Below are 23,352 nucleotides of genomic sequence, written 5' to 3' on the forward strand. Positions count from 1 at the left end.
CTTTTAAAGGATACCATATTTACTCCAAAATCGCAACCCTAAGTTTGACCGATAACTTCAATTTTTCTTACTTCAACAATTTCCCCAAGCCCAGTCAAAAGGTTCTCCGGAGTATCCTCCATTCCAGCAGTTTCGATGGAAATCGAGACATTGGCAACTCCCTGCAAGGGGATCCCTTGGTTAATTGTCAGAACGTTACCCTTTACTGAGGCAATAAAGTTAAGAACGTGAGAAAGCACACCAGCTTTGTTTTCTAGAATCAAGGAAATGGTAACGATTCTTTCACGACTAGCCTCGTAAAACGGAAATACGCCATCCTTGTATTTATAGAAAGCGCTTCGGCTAAGCCCTACACGCTCCACAGCTTCGTTAATTGTATCGGCATCTCCTTTTACAAGGAGTTCTTTCACCTGCGCAGTCTTTAAAATGGCCTCCGACAAAATATTTTTACTGACAATTAAAAAATCGTTAGTCTTGCCAGCCACTAAATCGCCCCTATCTAACTCTTCTAACCTTATCCGGTAATAATGATTCATGCATATTATATGTTAATTTGTGTGAGTATTGCAAGAACATTCAACTCTTAGTAAGCTTTTAGCGTTTAAAGCATAAAACGATTTTTAAACCAAAGGCTAATAATTTAGAAGAGCTTGATATAACCGGCCAAGAATTATACGGCACAGATGGTCAGGCAAGGACCCTGGCACGCCTTCAATCTTTTCAGAAGCAGTCCGACTTGAACCGAGATAGTTACTGCTAGTCATGGTTAAGTTATTCATCGGAGATAAACCACAGGCCCATGCTTATATGGTCCTAATAAGCAAGAGGTAATTTACTGAATCTAGTTATTGTCCAAACCTGAACTGACAAGCACCCCATCCAGGATTTTTGCGCCCCGGCCTTGGGCCAGAACCGTTACTGGGTTTATATCTAGACTGAGCAGATCCTCTCCTGCCTCTACTGCTAATTGACTGACTCCAAGCAATATTTCTACTAAAGCCTCTTTGTCTGCCGGCTGTCCGCCCCTGACACCGTTTAAGAGAGCACCTCCTTTGATCTGATTCAACACCTCAAGGGCATCTTCACGACTTAAAGGTGCTGGCTTTAATACGACATCTTTAAACACCTCTACAAAGATCCCACCGAGACCAAACATGATCTGAGTACCTAAAACCGGGTCCCTCTGAAGCCCAATGATTGCCTCTACTCCTGCCGGAACTTGCTCCTGCATTAAGATTCCATTGATTTTGGCTTGAGGATTGTAATTTAGGGCCCTTTTCATGACTTCATTAAAGGTGGCTTCTACGCTTTGTGCTGAGTTAATATTTACTGCAACTCCTCCTGCTTCTGTTTTATGCAAAATATCAGGAGAGTCAATTTTCATCACTACCGGGTAGCCCATATTTTCAGCAATGGCTACAGCTTCTTCCGCGCTCTTAGCAACATATTCTTTAGTAACTGGGAGCCCGTACAGTTCTAACAATTCCTTTGTAGCATGTTCACTTAAAGCTTTGTTACTTTCCTTGAGGGCATTTTGGACTTTGGTTTGCCTGGGGATGTTTATTTTTTCTGCAACGGTTGTTTTCCAGCCATCTTTAAATCTGGCATAGTTGTATAAAACCCCCATGACTTTAGCCGCCCGGGCTGGAGAGTGATAGAGGGGGATACCCGCATCCTTTAGGACATCAAATCCTGGCTTAGCTACTTGCCCTACACTCCAGCAGACAACTAGAGGTTTATCTGTCTCTAAAGCCGCTTCGGCAACGTCACGGCCGATTTTTTCTGCCAGTTTCCCAGTAGCCATAGTTATAGCAACGATCAGCATATCCAGTTCATCTGACTCCAAGAGAATTTTTAAACATTTCTTAAACTCTTCTCCCTCGTTTAGAGATTGGGCAGTGACATCAACTGGATTTTGAGCGCAACCAAAGGCCGGAATGACCTTGCGCACCTCTTCTTGCAATGCTTCGCTTAATTGTGGTACTTGTAGCCCAACTTCTTCTAAACGATCTGCCAGCAAGATACCAACTCCACCTGACATTGTTACAATACCCAGCCTAGCTCCTTTAGGCAACTTTCCGGGCACAAAGGCCTGAGCCAAGTCGATAATATCATCACTGTCTTTGGCCTGTATGATGCCCATTTTATCAAAGTAGCTTTTGTAGGCGGCTCCTGAGCCGGTTAAGGCTGCCGTATGAGTAGCGGCAGCTTTTTGACCGCTGGCAGAATTGCCAACTTTTAAGGCAATAATTGGTTTACCTGCCTCTGCAGCCTTTTCAATTGTCCTTTTAAAGGTCTCTCCATCCCTTAAACCTTCCAAATAGGTTAAGATTACTTTAGTACTCGGATTCTCCACCAAATAGGCCAAACCTTCACTAACAGTTACATCCGCTTCATTGCCAGTAGTGATAACATAGTTTACTCCAACACCAGCATCTTGCAATAGATTAAACAGCAGAAAACCAACAGCACCGCTCTGAGATACTAAAGCTACCGGGCCCTCCTTGATGCTGTCTAATTCCATCGAGGCACTGAAAGAAGCGATCAGCCCTGTAGAGACATTGAGGACACCCAGGCAATTTGGGCCTATCAAGCGCATCTCAAATTCTTGAGCAATCTTGATAATTTCTTCTTGAATTTTCTTACCTTCTGACCCGGTTTCAGAAAATCCAGATGAAAAAATGACAGCCCTTTTAATCTTTTTGGCACCGCAATCCCTTAAAATTCCGGGCACCCGCGCTGCGGCCACAGCAATCAGCGCTAAATCTACTCGTTCTGGAATTGCGTCAACTGAAGGATAACAAGGCAACCCCTCAATTTCTCTGTACTTTGGATTTACCGGATAAATCTGGCCCTGATATTTATGCTTAAGTAAATATTTAAGGATTTTACCATTAATGGTTTTAAAATCCTGGCTAGCTCCTATAATAGCAACCCCTGTTGGCTCCATAAAATAATCCATTTCCTCTGTCCCCCTCTCGAAAGTCACAATATTCAGATACTTAACGGCCTACCCCTATTCTGGCAGCCTGCTAAGCTCAGCCTGTTAGTGTATCCCTTCCTTAAGTTTGGTCTGCAAATTACAACAAACTAAAACTTAACTAAATACTACACATTAACACTGCCGGCCTTAACTGAATTGCACTGAAACCGTTGCCAGAGGAATACAATTATCAGTACCGAAATACCAAGCGTGTCAGTAATTAATCCCGGCTTAATCAGCCCAAAGGCAGCTACAAACAATAATATTCTCTGGATAGTATTAGTTGCTTTTAGCATATAACCTTGTACAGCACAAGCTAGCGTAATAACCCCCACAGTTGCTGTCACAAGCGACCAAAGCACCTCGGTCATACTCCCTTGTGCTATTAAGGCTGGTGAATAGATCCAAATGAAGGGAATCAAAAACCCAGCTGATGCCAAGCGAGCTGCTGCCCACCCCGTTCGACTTGGACTTGAACCAGCAATCCCTGCTCCTGTAAAGGCAGCCAAGGCCACAGGAGGGGTGACATTAGAGATATTGCCAAAGTAGAATACGAAAAGGTGAGCGGCCAACGGAGCAATCCCCAGTTTCAGGAGAGCCGGGGCAGCAATAGTAGCACCCACGATATAGACTGCAGTGGTGGGCATTCCCATGCCTAGGATTATGGCTGTGATCATCGTCAAAACTAAGGTTGCAAACAAGTTTCCGTGAGCAAAGGCAATCATATTGTCTCCTAGCGTAATGCCTAAGCTCGTCAGTGAAGATACCCCGACGATAAACCCGACGACTGCAGTGGCAATAGCTACACTCACGCTCCCTTTAGCCCCCATTTCCAGCGCCATTAGAAGCCCGCGCCAACTCATGCGTGTCGTTTTCCGCAAGAAGCTGGCCCCAATGGCAACCAAGATCCCATAAAAAGCCGCAAACGTTGGGGTTACACCTTTCATAAGCAGGTAAACGATCGCAATGAGTGGCAATACGAGATGACCCCGCTCTTTTAAAACCACTTTCATAATGGGTAATTTCTCACGGGATACGCCCACTAATCCCGTCTTAAGCGCTTCTAGATGTACCATAGCAAAGACCGCTAAGTAATAGAGAAACGCTGGTATCAGTGCGGCAATCATTATGTCTTTATAAGGGATGTTTAAGAATTCCGCCATGATAAAAGCCGCTGCTCCCATGACTGGAGGCATTAACTGACCACCAGTCGAAGCTACGGCCTCTACTGCCGCAGCAAAATGGGGCTTATAGCCGACGCTCTTCATCAAGGGGATGGTAAAGGCACCGGTCGTAGCTACATTAGCTACCGCGCTGCCACTGATGGTTCCCATGATTCCACTTGCAAATACAGCGACCTTGGCTGGCCCGCCCGGTGAGGTTCCGGCCATAGCCATTGATGCATCATTAATCAACTTGGCCATGCCAGTTTCCCCAAGGAAAGCACCAAATAACACAAAAAGGAAAATAAACGTGGCCGAAACACCGAGTGCAACACCGAAGATACCTTCTGAACCTATATACATGTGAGCTATAATCCGATTCAGGCTGAAACCACTGTGCCCGAAGGTACCAGGGACGTATTCACCGAAATAGGCATAGAGGAGAAACAGTACGCCGAGGATTGGCAACTCTTTGCCAAGGGCGCGGCGTCCGGCTTCTAACACAACCAAGATGCCTAATGCGCCCATGATGTAATCCTGGGTAATCGGCAGACCACCACGCAGTGCTAATTGCTCGTTGGCAAATACCATGTAAAGACCGGTTACCATACTAAGAGCTACCATGATCCAGTCTATAATGCCCGGTTTGCTCCTCATCCCTTTCTTACGGGCAGGATAGAGCAGGAAAATCAGCACCATGACAAAAGTCAGGTGAATGGAGCGTAACTTAATGGCTTCCAGCGCACCAAAACCCGCTACCCACAGGTGAAAAAGAGAAAATGAAACAGCGATTGCTGAGACTAATAACGCAAGCTTTGTTCTGGGTTTAAACTTCCGAAATTGAGATTCCTTGTCGTATTTTTCCAGGAGTTCTTGGACGACTTCTTCTGAGGCGATTCCATCGGCTGATAATCTCGTCCCCTCTTTATCGTCACTCTTTCCTTGTTGGTCGTTCATGCACTGTTCACCGCCTTCCTTACTTCATTATTCCGATTTCCTTGAAGTACTTAATGGAACCAGGATGCAAGGGCAGAGGACCCATCCCTTTACTGGAATCTTCTTTCTTAATGTTCTTAGTGATAGAGTGGGCATTCAACAGATCCGGCAAGTTTTCATAAATACCTTTCGTAAGATTATAGACTAAATCTTCGCTGAGATCGGCCCGGGTAAGTAGTAGATTGGCTAAGGCTACGGTGTGTACATCTTCCTCCTGCCCCTTATAGGTTCCCTTAGGAATGACAACCTCATAATAGAAGGGATATTGGGTGATTATTTCTTTTATCATTTCTGGTTCAAGAGAAATCAGCTTTATGTCAATCGAGTTAGAGACATCCATAATCGCCGCTAAGGGCATGGCACCTGAGAAGTTAGCGGCATCGACTTGCTTATTTTTTAATAATTCACTTGCCTCAGTAAATCCGACGTAATCCGCTTTCACATTACTCTTATCCTTCTCCCAGAAATTTAGCCCGTAGGCACCCAAGACTTCTTTAGAATTGGTTACCGTTCCGCTCCCAGTGGCCCCTGGGGCAAATCTCTTTCCTTGAAGATCCTTGAGCGAGTTGATTCCGGAATCCTTGCGTACGACAATTTGAGTCACATTAGGATATAAGAACGTCATACCGCGCAGCTCCTTGTTGGGCCGTCCCTGAAATGTATCCTGGCCTTCATAAGCGTACACAGCCACATTGGCCATAGTAAAAGCCACTTCGGCTTCCTTTTGTTGCAAGAAATTCATATTAGCCGCGCTTGCCTCGGTTGACTGGGCCGAAGCTTTAACGCCCGGAACCTTGTCCGACCAAATTTTAGCCAAGGCATTTCCTATTGGGTAATAAGCACCCGAAGTCGTCCCCGTAGCAATGTTTACTTTTTGAATCTTTCCGGTAGTTTGACCTTCGCTAGTAGAACTGGTACTTCCACACCCCGTCAGAGCCAAAGTTATAATGATTACCATAATTAACGCCAGTTTTTTGTGCATTTTAGATTCGCCCTCCTCCAATAATTTTTTCCTCTTTAATTTTGGATAAGTAAACCTAGTTTTTCTCAACTCCTTCCTCTGATTTATCACGATACCGATATACGGTATCATTTCCACAACATTTAATTACCTGTTCCTATTATAGGAACAATGTTCCTATAAAAATTATATCACACCATCCTTTTCAAAGTCTATACACTTTATTTGAAATTTCTAAATTTTCATTGTAATTTGACTATTAATTTTCATTGTGTAAATCGAGTTCAAGTTTCTCCATATCTTGGTGGGAGAAATAATCTCAATAAAACGATATAGTCATAGCATGTAAATCAATGAGGACGTATGAAATCGCTCTTCGCTAACTTCATTACGTCCTCATTTGATCTCTTAAGGTTTCTTTATCGTCTCATTAAATATTTAACCCTTGCTACCCAAAAAACATTCTCATAAAGGGTGAGTGCATGCTGCAACAGATCTTTCTATAATTGAACAGAGGTTCTAGTGGTTTTTTTCTTAAATCTTCTGCTCATTTTACCTTCTTCTCCGACAAAGGTGTTAAAGGGTCCGAGCTGTTCATCTTCTAAAAATGGAAACCATCCCTGATTACAGGTAAGACAAATACATTCGGTTCTATTGTAACCCACAAATCCAAAGACCGGACCGAGTGGGCCACAAACACAGGTGGCTAATAGAGCTCGGATAATCGCATAGCCATATTTATGATAGATATAATTTTCCGACTTACATTTAGGACATCTGCTATATATTCCTGGAGCTCCAACGCCACAGTTCGGACAATGATAAGCATTTTCCAGGACAGTCTTGCCACAGGCTCTGCAATTCAGTTCTTTACTTGTAACCTTGTACATATCCAACAACTCCTCTTTCGCCAGAAATCCTGCGGCACGTGGTTGAAATGTCTCTGCCCTTTAGTCCTTTGAATCAGATTTTGCATGTAAATAAAGCGGCTTTATTATACCAGCTCGCTTATTTATACTTTTAAAAAATCAATTATCCCTTACCGTACTTTTATTTACATATACGTCCATATGGTCTTTAATGGCTCTAGGAGTAATCAACTGATGTACCGGGCATATAGATTTTGGATTTTGATATACTCCCCCGACAAATGCCTTAATATAGTTACGCAATTCTGGCATCTTAACAATTTCATCAACGAAGCCTTTCTTAGCACAGTATGCCGGTCTGGATTTTTCAGCGTACGCCTTAATCAGGTCATTCATCTTGGCAATGGTACCATCCAGAGATTTACCACTATCCTGATCTTTAACTAATCTGCGGGAATACATAGCTGCCGCAGCAGTTTCCCCATGCATTACATTGATCTCTGTTGCTGCAGTTCCAATACTAAATGCATTAGTTTTAGCACCCTGAGGTCCACCTAATACATAGTGAGCAGCAGCGGTACCCTTTCTGAGGGTAATTTCCATCTGAGGAATATCAGTGTTTTGGATAGAATAAATCAGAGACTGTCCCAGGCCTAACAATTCTGCTGACTCTGCTATATCACCAACATCAATTCCCGTTGTATCCTGAATCCAGACTATCGGCAGTTTGTCGCGATTACAGAGAGTAACAAATTCGCTCATCTTGATCAGACCCTGATGATAGAGTTTACCTCCAATGCCTATATACTCTTTAGTATATTCCGGATAATTCTTCAATACGCCTTGTTTATTAGCAACGAAACCGCAAAGCAAACCATCGATTTTGGCTATGCCGGTATACATTTCCAGACCATAGTCAGGCTTATATTCCATATGCTCGCTGTTATCAAAGAGCCTAGCTAATACTTCATATATATCGTAGCCTCTCCTCTGATTAGCAGGAACTATACTGCGGAGATCTTCACCGGAGAATTTAGGTTCGGCTGGATCAGCAACTCTGAAGAATTCAGGCTTATAAGCAGGTAAAGCCCCTACATACTTTTTAATAGCGTCCAAAACGCCTTCTTCACTATCAGCGACTTCACGGAAGAAACCAGTTACACCATGATGAATTTCAACTCTTCCTGGAGGAGTGGATTTAAATTCGCGGGTAGCATCAATTAATGCCTGAGCAGATTCTTCATCCACATAACCCTTCGGACTCATACCGCCCACTATGCCAGCACCGCCAACAGCCATGTTAGCTTTTTTATGAGCAATCAAAATGGTGGGGCTGATGCTATGATATCCGCCACCAGCTGGATTAGTGCCGTAGATACCTACTATTATCGGCAGACCCAACTGCTCCAGTTCATTATGTCTGTAGAACGGAGTTCCACCACCAATACGATTTGCGTATACTTCTTCTTGATTACTCAGCTTAACACCACTGCAGTTCAAAATCCAAACTAATGGCAGGTTCATTCTCTTTGCTATATCAGTTACTCGAGTAATATTATCAGCCTGTCCCGGAATCCAAGCACCAGCCAAATACTTATTATCCGAGGCAATAACCACTACCCATTTGCCGTTAACTTTTCCAATTCCATCGATAACCCCAGTAGTACCCTCTTCGTTAGCGGTAGGGTCGTAAATAGTATGCAACGGGCACCATGTACCTGGTTCGACCAAATAGTCGATACGCTGCCATGCAGTCCATTCTCCACCGGCATTTATTTTATCGCTAGGTTTTCCACCGCCTTTAATCCGATCAACTTCTGCATCAATTTCAGCTTCAACTGTTAACAGTTCTTCGGCATTTTTCGTATTTACCTTTTTTAATACAGTCCCCAGATCATTCATTTTCGCAAAATATCTAGGCATAGAATATCCGAATTCACTCACTAATTAACACTCCTTTCAAGTACAAAGTACTGCTTAAATAAGCGCGCATAAGCGATCACTCTAAATCTCATTTAGATATACAGCTAGAGGAAGCTGAATAATCATTCAACTTCCAATCTTTGCACCTAATTATCTAAAAGGACTATTCCAATACAACTAGTACATCACCTTCAGTGACTTGCTGGCCTTCTTTAACGCTGATTTCTTTTACAACGCCATCTTCGGGTGCATATATAGGATTTTCCATTTTCAGAGCTTCGAGAATGATTACTTCATCATCTTCAGCAACAGTGTCTCCCACCTTAACAAGGATCTTCCAAACTTTACCTGACATCGGGCATTCAATGTTTGCCATTATAAATTTTCCTCCTTTAAAATCTTTTTTCTCTTTATACTAAAGTTAAGGATTAATCCTAATCCGGTTTATATTGTGCTGTTGGTCGGATAATCTCCTTAACCTCAGGAACAAATATTAGTTTACTTTAATACACTGATGAACATGCCTGCTGCCACCGCAGTACCAATAACACCGGCTACGTTAGGACCCATGGCATGCATTAAAAGATAGTTTTTCTTATCTGCTTCTGAACCTACTTTATGAGCTACCCGAGCTGCCATCGGAACAGCTGAAACACCAGCAGCCCCAATTAATGGATTGATCTTTTCTTTTAGGAATAAATTCATTAGATGTGCCAACCCTATACCGGTGGCAGTAGCAGAAGCAAATGCTATCGAACCCAGCGCAAATACACCCAAAACCTTAGGACTCAAAAACACCTCTGCCGGCATAGTTGCCCCAACTGATATGCCTAAGAATATGGTAACAATATTCATCAATTCATTTTGAGCCGTAAGACTCAGACGATCTACCACCCCGGATTCTCTCAAAAGATTACCGAAACAGAACATACCCATCAGGGCAGCAGCATCTGGTACAACAAGGGTAATAACTATAACCGTAATAATAGGGAAGAATATTTTTTCCAGTTTGGATACCTTGCGTAAGGATTTCATGCGGATCTTTCTTTGCGCTTCAGTGGTAAGTAATTTCATCACCGGTGGTTGGATAACCGGTACAAGAGCCATGTAGGAGTAAGCAGCCACCGCACATATACCCATCATTTCCGGAGCCAGTTTAGATGCTAGAAAAATAGTGGTCGGGCCGTCCGCACCTCCAATAATTCCGATGACAGCCGCCTGGTTAATATCGAAGCCCAATGCCAAAGCTCCAAAGAAGGTAACATACACCCCGCCCTGAGCACCTGCACCCAACAGCAGAGTCTTGGGATTGGCAATAACCGGACCAAAATCGGTCATGGCGCCAATGCCCAGGAAGATGAGGGGAGGAATTATAGCCCACTCCTCGCCATAATGGTAAAAACGCCAAAGCAGTCCTTCCCCGGGTGTCATGATTTCTGAGGGAAGATTAACTAAAAGGATACCAAAGGCTATTGGTAATAACAGCAGGGGTTCAAAACCCTTCTTAATAGCGAGATAAACAAATGTTAACGCAATGGTCCACATGACAAAATTACCCCAGTAGAGGTTGTCAAAAGCCATGGACGTCCACATGCCTTGTAATAACTCCATTTTTCCAAACTCCTTTCTGACTAATTAACTTGTTAGCATCATTGCACTTATGATTCCTGTTTTTCCTGTTTCTTCTCTAAGGCTATTGCAAGTTTAGAGCTTAATTTAATCATTATCAGTAAAAATGTCATAACTATAAATACTCCAGATATTCCTGAGATAAAAGTAGTTAGCGGCAATGACATATACTCCCCCCCTTTCCTGCATTAATTAAACGTCATTAGGCCTTTTAGCAGGGCATATCTTTAAACCATTAAGCGCTGGGGATCTACTTTATTTAAGAGAATATCGAGAATCTCCTGACTGGGAGGTTCAGCTTCCTCACCTCTGCTTACATCCATTTCAAAACCAATATTTTCTCGAATCTGCCGCTGGGTAATTCCTTCAGCTAAATACATACCTTAGCCCTTTTGTCAAAACGCATAATTCCTAAGCTCAGTGGCCACGACTTGGGGTCCGACATCAGGCAACCTGTCTTCTTACGGCCAATTGGAGCAGTTCTTGACAGTTTTGTTCAGGCTTCACCACCTAATCAATCATTAGTTCAAATATTATTTATAAGATCCTCTTAATGTGTAATGCAATATACGTGCCAATTTATCAGATTATTTTGTTTACTCTTTATCTGCAAGATACTTAGTAAAAACTGATTGTTATTTAATCATAAGAAAAAAGAGCATCCTGATCAGGATGCTCTTTTAGGACTACTCTCACAAAAACTGTAACGGCAAATGATTCTAGCTCCGTATATTTGATTAATAGCCAAATCAATCTTCCGCTTTTAGCGCGGCATGCCCATTTTAAAGATGTAATTTCTTCAACTGTTGTGTTTTCAGGACACATCTCCTGCAATCAATAAAGGACAATGCACAGGTCTTTTAACGTTCTACAATCATGGCGATCCCTTGACCTCCACCAATACACAATGTGGCTAATCCACGACGGGCATTTTTACGTTTCATTTCGTACAACAGTGTTACTAGAATACGAGTTCCAGAAGCACCCACAGGATGACCGATAGCAATTGCTCCACCGTTTACATTCGTTTTCGCCATATCAAGCTGTAACTCTTTAGCAACTCTTAAAGTTTGAGAAGCAAATGCTTCATTAGCCTCCACAAGATCAATATCTTCAATTTTCAGTCCCGCTTTTTCTAATGCCTTACGGCTAGCCGGAATAGGCCCAGTTCCCATAATTAAGGGATCTACACCTGCTGAACCCCATGATGCGATGGTCGCAAGAGGGGTTAAGCCCAGTTCCACTGCCTTCTCCTTAGCCATAACGACGACAGCAGCAGCCCCGTCATTGATCCCCGAAGCATTCCCTGCAGTGACGGTTCCCTCCTTTTTGAAAGCGCCTTTTAGTTTGGCAAGAGCTTCATAGGTTGCACCAAAACGTGGAAATTCGTCCTGGGAGATAACGAGGGGATCTCCTTTGCGTTGCGGAATGGACACGGATACAATTTCCTCTTCAAATTTCCCGGCTTTAATAGCCTCCTCGGCACGATTTTGACTGGAGACCGCATAGTGATCTTGTTCATCTCGAGAAATACTAAACTGTTCTGCTATGTTTTCAGCCGTTAAGCCCATATGAATATTGTTCATGGCATCAGTTAATCCATCAATAATCATAGTATCAATAAAGCTGCTATTACCCATCCGATACCCTGTACGTGCTTTGGGAAGCGCATAAGGCGCTAAGGACATGCTCTCCATCCCGCCTGCAATAACAATATCAGCGTCCTCGGAGATAATGGCCTGGGCAGCACAAACAACAGATTTAATTCCGGATCCGCATACTTTATTAAGTGTCCATGAAGGAACCTCCTGTGGAATTCCAGCTTTAATAGACGCTTGGCGAGCGGGATTTTGTCCTAGCCCGCCTTGCAACACGTTACCCATAATAACCTCATCAACCTGATCAGCTGTAATACCGGCTCTTTTCATCGCTTCCCTAATAGCAATTGCACCTAAATCAGCTGCCGAGATCTGCCCTAAGGCGCCTAAAAAAGAACCCACAGGTGTCCGAACAGCACTTACGATAACAACTTCTCTCATTTATAATCAACTCCTTCATAATGTTCGACTCGAGTTAGACATTCTCAATTACCTAGAAAAGGTTATTAACACCCTTTAAAATCTGGTTTACGCCGCTCTAAAAAGGCTGAGCAACCCTCTTTTTGATCGATTGTGCTGAAGGTGAGGCCGAAAACCTCTGCTTCGTAGGCTTGTCCGCTGTCAATATCTATGTTCTTTCCACGCTGGATGGCGCTTTTACTTAGCTGTACTGCTGCGGGAGCACGCCCAGCAATACGGTTGGCAAGCTTTAGGGCTTCTTCTATAAGGGTTTCTAATGGATAGACATGATTTACCAAGCCGATGCGATAAGCTTCTTGGGCGTCAATGATGTCCCCTGTAAATAGCAATTCGCTAGCCCGTCCGGAACCGACAAGGCGAGGTAAACGCTGAGTGCCTGCAAATCCGGCCGTGATTCCCAGAGTTACTTCTGGTTGACCAAATTTTGCGGTTTCACTCGCTAAACGGATATCACAGGCCATGGCTAACTCGCATCCACCTCCCAAGGCGAATCCATTAACTGCGGCGATTACTGGTTGAGACAGAAGTTCAAGCTTACGAAAAGTTGTTTGCCCTAATTGAGCGAACCGTCGGCCTTCTAAAGCGTTAAGCTCTTTCATCTGAGCTATGTCTGCCCCCGCAACAAAGGCCTTCTCTCCACTGCCTGTGAGTATCACCACTTTGACACTGGAATTCTTCTCTAGCCCATCAAGCACAAAAGAGAGTTCCATTAGTGTGTCTGCATTCAAGGCATTTAAGGCTTTAGGCCGGTTAATAGTTAAAATGGCGACAGCACCGTTTTGTTTTAAGATAAGATTATTATACTCCATGGTTTGTCCTCCTCGTTATACTAAGTTTCACTAACTTAATATCATTTGATCCAGGGAGATCTTCCACTAAACATTAAAACAAGATATTGAACTTATAACTAAGCCTGGTAGTTATAAAAACCTCGACCGGATTTCCGTCCAAGCCAGCCGGCTTTGACGTACTTACGAAGTAACGGGCAGGGGCGATATTTATCCCCTAGCCCTTCATGCAGAACTTCCATAATGGATAAGACGGTATCCAGTCCAATTAGATCTGCTAACGCTAATGGACCCATGGGGTGATTCATCCCTAACTTCATAACATTGTCAATTGCTTCCACCGAAGCTATGCCCTCATTAAGTGTACAGACAGCTTCATTGAGCATGGGGATTAGGACCCGGTTGGCAACAAATCCGGGGGCATCGTTGACTTCCACTGGTGTTTTGCCCATTTTCTCACTTAAGGTTTCTATCGTTTTATAAACTTCGTCGCTGGTGGCCAAGCCACGAATAACTTCGACGAGCTTCATAACCGGAACCGGGTTCATAAAGTGCATTCCAATCACTCGATCCGGACGTTTGGTAAAGGCTGCTATCTCTGTGATGGGTAATGAGGATGTATTGGTCGAAAGTATCGTGTGTTCAGGGCAAATGACGTCAAGCTGAGAAAACACTTGGGCTTTAATGGCCATATTTTCCACAGCGGCTTCGATAACTAAGTCAGCAGCTACCGCATCTTGCAGAGAGGTTGATTTAGTAATAAGACCAATCATAACCTCTTTATCTGCAGCAGTAAGTTTTCCTTTTTCAACACTGCGACTAAGGTTTTTCTGGATGATGCCGAGACCCCGTTCAACAAATTCATCCTTAATGTCATTTAAAATAACAGAGTAGCCTGCTTGGGCAGCAACTTGAGCGATTCCGCCCCCCATTTGTCCAGCCCCTATAACCATGATTGTTTTCATACTTGCCCCTCCACTTTCATTTGTTCCAAGTCCTGATCCAAGTACTCATCTTTGGCTTTCAATAATTGCTAACTCATTCAGGACTACAGATTATAGTTTAATGCCTCAAGCCCTTGCTCTGCAAGGGCTTGAAATCGATCTTCGCTAGCTGTGGTTTCTATTAGCGGACTTACCGATTGGGTTGGTAACCTAGTTCGATGCCCGCGATAATCTGCATATGAATGTTGGAAGTCCCTTCCAGCGTTTCAAACTGCTTAGCGTCGCGGAGCCATCTGCCACAAGGATATTCAGTTGAATAACCATAGGAGCCATAAATTTTCATGGCCATGTTAGCACCATGAACGGCTGCAATACAACCGTACAGCTTAGCCATGGAAGTTGCTTGCTGGCTGGGCAAATTATTATCCTTTAACCAGGCAGCATGATAAACGAGGTATTTAGCTGCTTCATCTTCTAGTTTCATTTCCGCAAGTTGTGCTTGGATCATTTGAAACTTTCCAATGGGTTGACCAAACTGAGTACGCTCATTAGCATATTGAACTGCACCTTCCAAGCAAGCTGCTGCAAGCGCTGCTGAACCAGTGGCGCAACCCATGCGAGTGTTGTTCAACATCCACATGCATATTAAAAAGCCTTTATTTAGCGGACCTAAAAGGTTTTCCTTCGGAATCACAGCGTTTTCAAACACCAGTTCAGAGGTTGGTGCAGGCCACATTCCCACCTTCGAGAGAATTGGAATTCTGGTAATGCCAGGAGTTTTATTGTAATCAACGATAAAACATGATAATCCTTTAACACCCGCGCCCTTTTCAGTAACGGCATAGAGAAGCCCGACATCAGAAGTATGTCCTCCGGAAATCCACATTTTTGAACCATTCACTAACCAATGGTCTCCTTTGTCTTCGGCAAAGGTCTTCATACTAGCCACATCGGAACCAGTATTGGCTTCGGTTATAGCAAAACTCCCTACAAATGAACCATCTACCAGCCCCGGAATATACTTTTGCTTTTGCTCTTCTGTACCATACTGATTTATCGTCATAGCCGGACCCCAGCAATTGCCGCTGATTGCCAGTCTCCAAGAGGTATGAACCTTGGCTATTTCATACAGAGCCAGAACGCCTTCCATCCAACCCATGCCATTTCCGCCGTACTCCTCAGGTATACTCCAACCCAACATCCCCAAATCGCCCAATTTACTCAGAATTTCTCTGCGGTAATAGTGGTTTTCTTCATCCTCTTCGATAAAAGGAGCCAGTTCCTTTTGAGCAAAATTTCGAGCCATATCTTGTATCATTTGCTGATCTTCAGTTAATCCAAAATCCATAATTTCCACTCCCCGTTGTAATTTATTATTACACTTTAGAATTTGCTTTCAGACGTAACGCAGGAATTTAAATCACAAGAATATTTAGCTCCTATCTCACCTCCGCCTATTTGTTAATGTGCTTTTGCCGAAAGTCTAAGGTTTTAAAACATTTCATAAAGTTACCTGCGCCACTGCTTTCCAATGATGAGGCAATACAATTGCAGTTCCTATCTTTGTATGAATATTGCAATAATTATGCCAACTATGATTTACTTGTATAGCTGTGGGGGGAATCCCCCTGTCCGTCCGCAAAATTTTAATATTTAATCTTATTGTTAACTTCAACACACCCAAAACCTGTTCTTTAAATTGTATGGTTAGGCGGACAGTTTCCGGTTTTACGAACACATTTGCATCGTTGTTACAAACTTAACTATTTGACGGCAAGCACATTAAAGTGATATTTTAATTTCAATTATTCTTGATCTATGAAGGGGGATTTAGATTTTTTATGGAACACAGGTCTTTTGAAGAGGCTTGCTTACCTCATAAGCACATTAGCCTGCTAGGCAAGGAAATATATTTATTTCGAGAGCTAACTTCAACCAACAGTGTCGCAAGACAAATGGCTGTATCCGGAGCTGCCGAGGGCATCATAGTGATGAGCAGGTCCCAATCCGCCGGCCGTGGCAGGATGCAACGCCAGTGGCATTGCCCACCCGGTAAGGGGCTTTTGTTGTCCATGATCTTAAGACCTCAAATCAGCGTGCAATTTGTGCCTCAGCTTACCCTTTTAACCGCAGTGGTTGTTGCCGAAACCATAAAAATAGTTACTGGCTGCGCGGCTGGAATCAAATGGCCTAACGACATCTTCATAAACGATAAAAAAGTCTGCGGCATACTTGCGGAGAGCAGTTTTTCCAAATCTAACTTCGAGTATATAATCATCGGCTTAGGTATAAATGTTAACTTAGGAATCCATCATCTCCCCTCGGATTGTCAGAAAACCAGCACTTCACTAAGCTTAGAACTGGGTGAAAACGTCTCCCGCGTCAAGCTACTTAGACAGTTTATTATTAGCTGGGATGAACATATCCAGGGCTTTGTAAAAGCTGGACATCCCTATCTCCGCGACAAGTGGATTAAGAACAACGTTACATTAGGAGAAAACGTTATCGTTAACAAAGGCGACTCTTGCCTTCATGGGCTGGCCGTAGATATAAGTGAAAAAGGAGGACTAATCGTGCGATTGGCTGATGGATCACTGCAGGAGTTCCTCGCTGAAGATGTTAGTATAAGAAAAAGATTTTAATAGTCTTCTATTTAGATAAATACAACCTTGGCTGGAATAATGCAGAAAATGCATTTTATAATGCTTAATTTTATAGTATAATTTAATTATTCAGAAAAAAGACTGGCATATGCTTAAGTATTGTTAAACAACGGGAGGAGAATAGCATAATGGTGGTTCCTGAAAACTTAAATTACACTTCATGGCTAACCGTTAAGCAGATGATGAACAAACAGTTTATTGTTATTCATCCAAATGATTCTCTGCGAACTGTAATCCAATATTACCAGGATTCCAGGCTGGATACTCTTCCAGTCGTTGATAATAACGATAAGCTGATTGGGGTTTTTCCCAAAAAGAGGTTATATAAGGCACTGCTGGATGGTTCTAGCTTAGATGATCCTTGTACCCCTTACATAGTTAATGAACCAATTTCTGTATCATGTGACCTATGCTATGATGAAGTATCCATGGTAGTGCGCTCCAGCCAAAGCCTGGTTGATTACGTGGTTGTTGTTGATCATCAAGGTGCGCCAGTTGGAATGATTGGAACGGCAGAATATCTTCGGGGAAGTCAGAAGTTGATCATGACGTCAAACGTTCTGCTTGAATCTATATTCAACGCAAATTATGAAGGTATCATCGTTATTGATAATAATGGGAAAATTTTGCGGACCAATCCTGTCGCCGAAAAGATGTTCGGACTGATCTCTTCCTCGATCAAGGGTTTGCACCTGGAATATGTGCTCCCTGATCTTAAGCTATTTAGTAATCGCAGCCGGGGAGTAAAGCAGATAATACAGGATCTCCCCGTTATTGTTAGTCAAATGCCAATTATGGCAGATAATATTCAGATTGGCACAAAAATTGCTTTTGTAGATATATCGGATATGGAACAAATGGCCCGAGAACTGGAAATCGTTAAAGACTTGCAGACGAATCTTGACGGAGTCCTTAATGCTTCCTCTGATGGAGTTTTTGTTTCAGATATTTCTGGTTATGTGAAATATGTTAATGAAAGTGGATGCCGACTTATTGCAAATACATCTGAAGCAATGACTGGAATGCCGATCAAAAAGCTTTTACCAAGCGGAGTTCCCGCCGAGGTCAGCAAAACAGGCATTACCGAAGTAGAAGTATGCAGCATTAACGGCAGAAATTGCATTGTTTCTCATATACCTATTAACAAGGTTATCTACGATGAGACTCAGACCGTAGGGGTGGTCAGTACTGTCTATCTTGATGATAATAGACTCACTGAAGAAATAGCCCGGAAATGGCTGTCATTAAGGCAACAAGTCCAATATTATCGCGATGAACTCGAAAAGCGTGGAAATAGCTTTGATAATCTGGTTTCAAAAAATCCGGCCTTTATTAAGATGAAAAAGGATGCCCATCGGATTGCTCGCAGCAGTTCAACGGTTCTTTTGACCGGGGAAAGCGGCGTAGGTAAAGACATGTTTGCCCATGCCATTCATTCCGCAAGTCCCCGAGCAAATCAACCGTTTGTTAAAGTTAATTGTGCCGCCATTCCGGAATCTCTCTTAGAATCCGAACTCTTTGGCTACGCCCCGGGTTCTTTTACAGGCGCTTCCCGAAAAGGTAAGACCGGGTATTTCACCCAAGCCCATGAGGGAACTGTTTTCCTTGATGAAATTGGAGATATGCCTCTTTCTATACAGGTTAAGATATTACAGGTTTTGCAGGATAAAGAATTTATGCGAGTGGGTGGAATCAGGACTCAAAAAGTGGATGTTCGTATTATTGCCGCCACAAATAAGGATTTGCGGGAGGCGATAATTAAAGGAGCTTTTCGAGAAGATCTCTTTTATCGTCTAAATGTCATTCAGTTCAACCTCCCTCCGCTTCGGGAACGTTCCGAAGATATATGGCCTTTAACTCAGGTTTTTATTCAGAAATATAACGAAATTCTAGGATCTAATGTCGTCGGCATAACCCAAGCTGCCAAAGATGCTTTACTGATTCACTCTTGGCCCGGCAATATCAGGGAACTTGAAAATACCATCGAGCGAGCTGCCAATTACGTTTTGGAGGGTGAAATAGGAATAGAACACCTCTCTGCCCAGATCTTTCAATTTGGCCAGAAGGCATATGAACCCTCCTCCTATCGAGCGGTATTGAGCGATGTTGATAAAGAAATGCTTTTGGTGGCTTTGAAAAAAGCAAAGGGCAACAAGAGTGCGGCTGCCCGTCTCCTTAAAATGAGCCGATCGGCATTTTATGAAAAACTGGGCAAGTATAATCTATCTTAACCAAAACGCAAAAAAACTTGTCTGGCCTCAAGCCGCAGTCGCTGGCATATTCCTTAATTGCACTCAATGGATATCTACCGCCTTTGTTATAGTGCGGCTGACGAAACTGGCACTATTTTAACAATGGTAGGTAGTTTTTTCTACTCATATCTAAAGCTTTTTGGAACCACCTGCATAGCAGGTGGTTTTCGTTTAGACAATAAAAGAACGTCCCTATTGAAAATGGGACGTTCTTGTTATTTTACCCGGCTACAACCGCTATCGATAATATAATGATTGCCCCTATTAAACAATAATCGCTTCTGGATAAGACCAGCTCGCGCAGGTAGGTACGGTGGCCTTGCTGATATCCCCGTGCTTCCATGGCGTCAACCAGTTCATCACAACGACGAAAAATATTAATCGCTAAAGGGACTGCCAGATATCGAATCGCTCTAATTTTCCCGCTTAAATGTCGTGGATTGAAATTCGCGCCTCGAGCCAATTGAGCTTGGCTGACACAATTCATTTCGTCTAGCAACGCGGGCATAAACCTTAAGGCTAAAGATAATAACATAGCAACATCATGAGAAGAAATTCCAGCAACTCTTATGGGCCGCAGGAGTCGCTCCAGCCCCATAGTAATCTCAGATTGCGTGGCAGTCATAGTCAAAATGGAGGCCGCAGCCACCAGCAGCAAGAACTTCCAAACCTGTAAAATCCCAAGGTTTAAACCCTCGTAAGTGATTTGCATCGGACCGATAGGAAACGGTGGCAACGGGCGCCCCGGAGTAAAAAATATATAAAGCAAGAAAAGACAGCAAAAGAAAGGCAGTACCGGGCGCAAAGTTTTCAGCACTGATCCCAAGGATAGACGAGCAAGCAGCGAGATGGCTAAGGCAATGGCACTGGCTGTTGTGAGACCCATAAGATTCACGTGTAGAATTATTATGCTAAGAGCTATCACTGCTATAAGTTTGACTCGAGGGTCCAGTCTGTGAACAGGGGATTCTAAATAAACGTATTGCCCAAGCCTATACATGTCCATCCGCCTTTCTAGGAAAACAGAAATCGCTTGAACTCCTTAGTCTTTCCAGCAGGGCAGTTATTTCTTTAACCGCATCTTCAACCGTAAAAATGGTGGTACTTACATCTTCTCCCCCCTGCTGCAGTCGCCACATCAACTCGGTGATCTGGGGTGGGGCCAGGCCCAGCGTCTTAAGCCACTCCACTCTGCTCAATATGTCTCTTGGACTTCCATCAGCAATCAATTCGCCCTGATCCATCACCAGCACCCGGTCCGCTAAGGCGGCCTCGTCCATGCTGTGGGTCACATGTATGATACCCAGCCCCTGGGAGTTCAATTTCCGCAGTAAGGTTAGTACCTTCTTTTTACTTTCCGGATCCAGCGAAGCGGTAGGCTCGTCAAGTACAATAATTTTCGGTTCCATAGCCAGTAGACCAGCCAAAGCCAAAAGTTGTTTCTGGCCTCCGGAAAGTGTATGGGGAGGTCGGGTTCGCAGCCCGATCAGACTTACTCTGGTTAGGGCCTCATCCACTCGCCGGCGCACCTCAACTGGCGTTAAGCCAAGATTGCCAGGACCGAAAGCAACATCTTCTTCTACACTCATGCCTACAATCTGATTATCAGCATTCTGAAAAGCCATCCCTACCCGGCGCCGAATTTCCAGAAGACTTTTTGAGTTGCGCGTACTTAACTCATCGACCTGGACTTCGCCGGCAGAAGGAATCAGTAAGGCATTTAAATGCCGAATGAGGGTGGTTTTGCCACAACCGTTGGGGCCGATAAGAGCAATATACTCGCCTTCAGCTATATGTAGATTAAGGTCTTTGAGAACCGGTGAGTCACCCTTTTCATAAGCATAAGTCAGGTTATGAACCCTGATCATATTTTTCATGGCCCCCCTAGATTTTAACTTGATTGCGTAATTTTAGGCCGATTAAAGCCGTCGCGACCAGCTTGAGCACGTCACCAACCAAGAAGGGAACTACGCCTGCAAGCAGTGCTTTTGGTATTGATAAGTGAGCTACTAGGGATAGCTGTGCTACTCCCAGCGTATAAATCACCAGATTGCCTACGACCAGGGACAAACCTAGCCATGCCAAACCCGGCTCTTTCTTGGCTTCTACCATTTTACCGATAACGTAAGCGGCTAAAATAAAGCCAATCAGGTAGCCACCCGTAGGACCCATCAGCGTCCCAAGACCAGCTTTTCCCCCCGAAAAGACGGGCAGGCCGATTACACCTAAAAGTACGTAGACAAACTGGCTCAATGCACCCGCATATCCGCCCAAAAGGACTCCGGCCAAGCCCGTAAAAAGAGTCTGTAGGGTAATGGGCACCGGCTGCATGGGGATGGTTATTAAGGAGCCGGCAGCAGTCAAGGCTCCGAACATGGAAGCGTAAACCATACGCCGTAGGGAATTATTACTTTTAACCATCTGTTTATCTCCCTCTATTTGAGTTTTTGCGGCATTCCGCTGCTAGTACCAGAAACCGACAGGGGACTTGCGACAGGAAACTTTCCCTGTCACAAGTCCCCTGCAACTCTTTCCAAGTCCTTAGTATCTGAGCAACTGTGAATCTAATAATTTATTATAATATCTTCCAATTATATTGTCAACCAAAAGTTTGTTTTTAGGTTGACAATACCTCAGCGGGATGGAGAGGCAAGATTGTTATTTCCCCAGAAATTATGGTATGGACAATACCAGACTGGTCTCGGAGCAAGAGAAATCCATTTTCATCGATATCGATGGCCTTACCCACCAGAAAGCCGTTGATTGTATCCAGTCTTAGCACTTGTCCGATTGCCACTGACAGGCTTTTGCCTTTTTTAAGGGTTCCCTCAAAACTGCCGGCCAGCAAGTCTAAATAATGGCTTTCCAGCCGTGCCAGCAAGCCCTGCAACACCTTGACCCGGGAAACTGGGCGTGCATCTTCGGCCCGGGCAGAGGTGGCGGCAGTTCGAAAGTCACCAGGAAATTCCTGAAGCTGGTTGTTTATATTCATGCCAATACCGACCACGATATATTCAATGCCATCCATGTCGGTGACTGCTTCGGACAGTATACCAGCTACTTTTTTGTCATTTATCAATATGTCATTAGGCCACTTAATGCGGGCTGGCAAGTTTAACTCCTCTTCGAAAGTTTCTGCCACAGCCACAGCAGTTAAGAGGGAAATTCTCGAGATTTCCTTTAAAGGCAAGACCGGTCGCAGAATTACCGACATATATATTCCCTGGTTGCTTGGCGAGTACCAACTCCGACCGCGGCGTCCCCGTCCGGCTGTCTGCATATCCGCCACTACTACAGTACCCTCCGGGTATCCCTCAGATGCCAGGACTCGGGCTCTGTTATTGGTCGAATCAAGTTCTTGGTAATATAAATAGTCCGTTTGACCAAATACTTTACAGGTAAGCCCGGGACCCACTTCTACAGGGGACAGGATATCCGGGGGAGAACAAAGCCGGTATCCCTTTTTCGGGGATGAATCCACTTCATAACCCTCAGCTAGCAAGGCCTTGATCTGATTCCAAACTGTCGTCCGAGATACATTCAGGCTTTCACTCAAAGCTCCTCCTGAAAGCCATTCCCCTTTTTTCTCTTTTAATGCCTGCAACACAGCCTCGCGCAGAGTCATTCACTTAACACTCCCTTTGTTTATAAAGAAAACTTGGCTAGCGCCAAGCCTTCATTATCAAGCCATTTGCCTGACCATAAATGTCGCGGTACCTACGGCCAGTATTTGACCAGCTTCATTCTTAATCTCACCTTGGGCAACCACAATCTTTCTGCCTTTTTGAATAACCTTTCCTTCAGCCCAAAGTGTTCCTTCACTGATTGAACGCAAATAATTTATTTTAATTTCCACAGTAGAAGCACCTTCTCCCGGGTCTAATTGTTGATTGACCGCCACGGCAATAGCTGAATCAATCAAAGCAGCAATAACCCCTCCATGAAGATTTCCATAAAACTGTTTCAGGTTCTCATTAACTGTTAATTGTATTCGAGTTATTCCATCAACTCCAACAACGGTTGTCATGCCAATATGTTTCCAAAAGTTCCCTGATTCCAGATCGGCGACTCGAACCACTATGTATCATCTCCTTATAATTATT

At 43.8% G+C, this 23,352-nt stretch carries 21 protein-coding genes; 2 read left to right on the forward strand and 19 right to left on the reverse strand.

Annotated features, from left to right (window positions below):
- Nucleotides 1-38: 38 nt before the first annotated feature.
- The 14 genes from BUB11_RS10385 to BUB11_RS10445 all read right to left on the reverse strand — a co-directional run bounded on the left by BUB11_RS10385 (nt 39) and on the right by BUB11_RS10445 (nt 15,682).
- Nucleotides 39-536, reverse strand: coding sequence for an ACT domain-containing protein (locus BUB11_RS10385; protein ID WP_427846306.1), 498 nt, complete (start codon nt 534-536; stop codon nt 39-41).
- A 305-nt stretch (nt 537-841) separates the two neighbouring features.
- On the reverse strand, nt 842-2,962 hold the full coding sequence (locus BUB11_RS10390; protein WP_073029679.1) for an acetate--CoA ligase family protein: 2,121 nt from the start codon (nt 2,960-2,962) through the stop codon (nt 842-844).
- Nucleotides 2,963-3,108: 146 nt separating this feature from the next.
- A complete protein-coding gene (locus tag BUB11_RS10395; RefSeq protein WP_073029680.1) occupies nt 3,109-5,103 on the reverse strand; it encodes a TRAP transporter permease in 1,995 nt (664 codons plus the stop codon).
- Nucleotides 5,104-5,122: 19 nt separating this feature from the next.
- Complete coding sequence (locus tag BUB11_RS10400) at nt 5,123-6,124, reverse strand: TAXI family TRAP transporter solute-binding subunit (protein ID WP_073029681.1); 1,002 nt, start codon at nt 6,122-6,124, stop codon at nt 5,123-5,125.
- 479 nt (nt 6,125-6,603) lie between these two features.
- The gene (locus BUB11_RS10405; protein ID WP_073029682.1) at nt 6,604-6,993 is read right to left on the reverse strand and encodes a hypothetical protein; all 390 of its coding nucleotides are present in this window, start codon (nt 6,991-6,993) and stop codon (nt 6,604-6,606) included.
- A 138-nt stretch (nt 6,994-7,131) separates the two neighbouring features.
- On the reverse strand, nt 7,132-8,916 hold the full coding sequence (locus tag BUB11_RS10410) for an acyl-CoA carboxylase subunit beta (RefSeq protein WP_200797897.1): 1,785 nt from the start codon (nt 8,914-8,916) through the stop codon (nt 7,132-7,134).
- Nucleotides 8,917-9,058: 142 nt separating this feature from the next.
- Nucleotides 9,059-9,271, reverse strand: a complete 213-nt coding sequence (locus BUB11_RS10415; protein WP_073029683.1) for an acyl-CoA carboxylase biotin carboxyl carrier protein subunit — start codon at nt 9,269-9,271, stop codon at nt 9,059-9,061.
- A gap of 122 nt (nt 9,272-9,393) precedes the next feature.
- Nucleotides 9,394-10,506, reverse strand: coding sequence for a sodium ion-translocating decarboxylase subunit beta (locus BUB11_RS10420; protein ID WP_073029684.1), 1,113 nt, complete (start codon nt 10,504-10,506; stop codon nt 9,394-9,396).
- 47 nt (nt 10,507-10,553) lie between these two features.
- On the reverse strand, nt 10,554-10,691 hold the full coding sequence (locus BUB11_RS10425) for an oxaloacetate decarboxylase subunit gamma (RefSeq protein ID WP_073029685.1): 138 nt from the start codon (nt 10,689-10,691) through the stop codon (nt 10,554-10,556).
- Between the two features lie 60 nt (nt 10,692-10,751).
- Nucleotides 10,752-10,904: a hypothetical protein gene (locus BUB11_RS27535; RefSeq protein WP_159436928.1), complete on the reverse strand. Its 153-nt coding sequence runs from the start codon at nt 10,902-10,904 to the stop codon at nt 10,752-10,754.
- A 480-nt stretch (nt 10,905-11,384) separates the two neighbouring features.
- Nucleotides 11,385-12,563 (reverse strand): acetyl-CoA C-acetyltransferase, encoded by a 1,179-nt coding sequence (locus BUB11_RS10430; protein ID WP_073029686.1) that lies wholly within the window; start codon nt 12,561-12,563, stop codon nt 11,385-11,387.
- 65 nt (nt 12,564-12,628) lie between these two features.
- A complete protein-coding gene (locus BUB11_RS10435) occupies nt 12,629-13,411 on the reverse strand; it encodes a short-chain-enoyl-CoA hydratase (RefSeq protein WP_073029687.1) in 783 nt (260 codons plus the stop codon).
- A gap of 98 nt (nt 13,412-13,509) precedes the next feature.
- Nucleotides 13,510-14,355, reverse strand: a complete 846-nt coding sequence (locus BUB11_RS10440) for a 3-hydroxybutyryl-CoA dehydrogenase (protein ID WP_073029688.1) — start codon at nt 14,353-14,355, stop codon at nt 13,510-13,512.
- A gap of 169 nt (nt 14,356-14,524) precedes the next feature.
- Nucleotides 14,525-15,682: an acyl-CoA dehydrogenase family protein gene (locus BUB11_RS10445; RefSeq protein ID WP_073029689.1), complete on the reverse strand. Its 1,158-nt coding sequence runs from the start codon at nt 15,680-15,682 to the stop codon at nt 14,525-14,527.
- A gap of 493 nt (nt 15,683-16,175) precedes the next feature.
- On the opposite strand from BUB11_RS10445, the gene BUB11_RS10450 reads away from it, so the two are divergent.
- Nucleotides 16,176-16,976 (forward strand): biotin--[acetyl-CoA-carboxylase] ligase, encoded by an 801-nt coding sequence (locus BUB11_RS10450; RefSeq protein WP_073029690.1) that lies wholly within the window; start codon nt 16,176-16,178, stop codon nt 16,974-16,976.
- A gap of 149 nt (nt 16,977-17,125) precedes the next feature.
- Complete coding sequence (locus tag BUB11_RS10455; RefSeq protein ID WP_073029691.1) at nt 17,126-19,228, forward strand: sigma-54-dependent Fis family transcriptional regulator; 2,103 nt, start codon at nt 17,126-17,128, stop codon at nt 19,226-19,228.
- A gap of 241 nt (nt 19,229-19,469) precedes the next feature.
- On the opposite strand, the gene BUB11_RS10460 is transcribed toward BUB11_RS10455, so the two are convergent.
- From BUB11_RS10460 to BUB11_RS10480, 5 genes are all read right to left on the reverse strand, one after another.
- Entirely contained in the window at nt 19,470-20,255 is a 786-nt protein-coding gene (locus BUB11_RS10460; RefSeq protein ID WP_345788575.1) for an energy-coupling factor transporter transmembrane component T family protein, read from the reverse strand.
- Complete coding sequence (locus BUB11_RS10465; protein ID WP_073029693.1) at nt 20,242-21,126, reverse strand: energy-coupling factor transporter ATPase; 885 nt, start codon at nt 21,124-21,126, stop codon at nt 20,242-20,244. The genes BUB11_RS10460 and BUB11_RS10465 overlap by 14 nt, the downstream gene beginning before the upstream one ends.
- A 7-nt stretch (nt 21,127-21,133) precedes the next feature.
- On the reverse strand, nt 21,134-21,580 hold the full coding sequence (locus BUB11_RS10470; RefSeq protein ID WP_242947517.1) for a biotin transporter BioY: 447 nt from the start codon (nt 21,578-21,580) through the stop codon (nt 21,134-21,136).
- Nucleotides 21,581-21,866: 286 nt separating this feature from the next.
- Nucleotides 21,867-22,874 (reverse strand): biotin--[acetyl-CoA-carboxylase] ligase, encoded by a 1,008-nt coding sequence (locus BUB11_RS10475; protein ID WP_073029695.1) that lies wholly within the window; start codon nt 22,872-22,874, stop codon nt 21,867-21,869.
- Between the two features lie 57 nt (nt 22,875-22,931).
- Nucleotides 22,932-23,327: a PaaI family thioesterase gene (locus BUB11_RS10480; RefSeq protein ID WP_073029696.1), complete on the reverse strand. Its 396-nt coding sequence runs from the start codon at nt 23,325-23,327 to the stop codon at nt 22,932-22,934.
- Nucleotides 23,328-23,352: the final 25 nt, after the last annotated feature.

It is taken from the genome of Desulfosporosinus lacus DSM 15449 (assembly GCF_900129935.1).
GTDB classification, from domain to species: Bacteria; Bacillota; Desulfitobacteriia; order Desulfitobacteriales; family Desulfitobacteriaceae; genus Desulfosporosinus; species Desulfosporosinus lacus.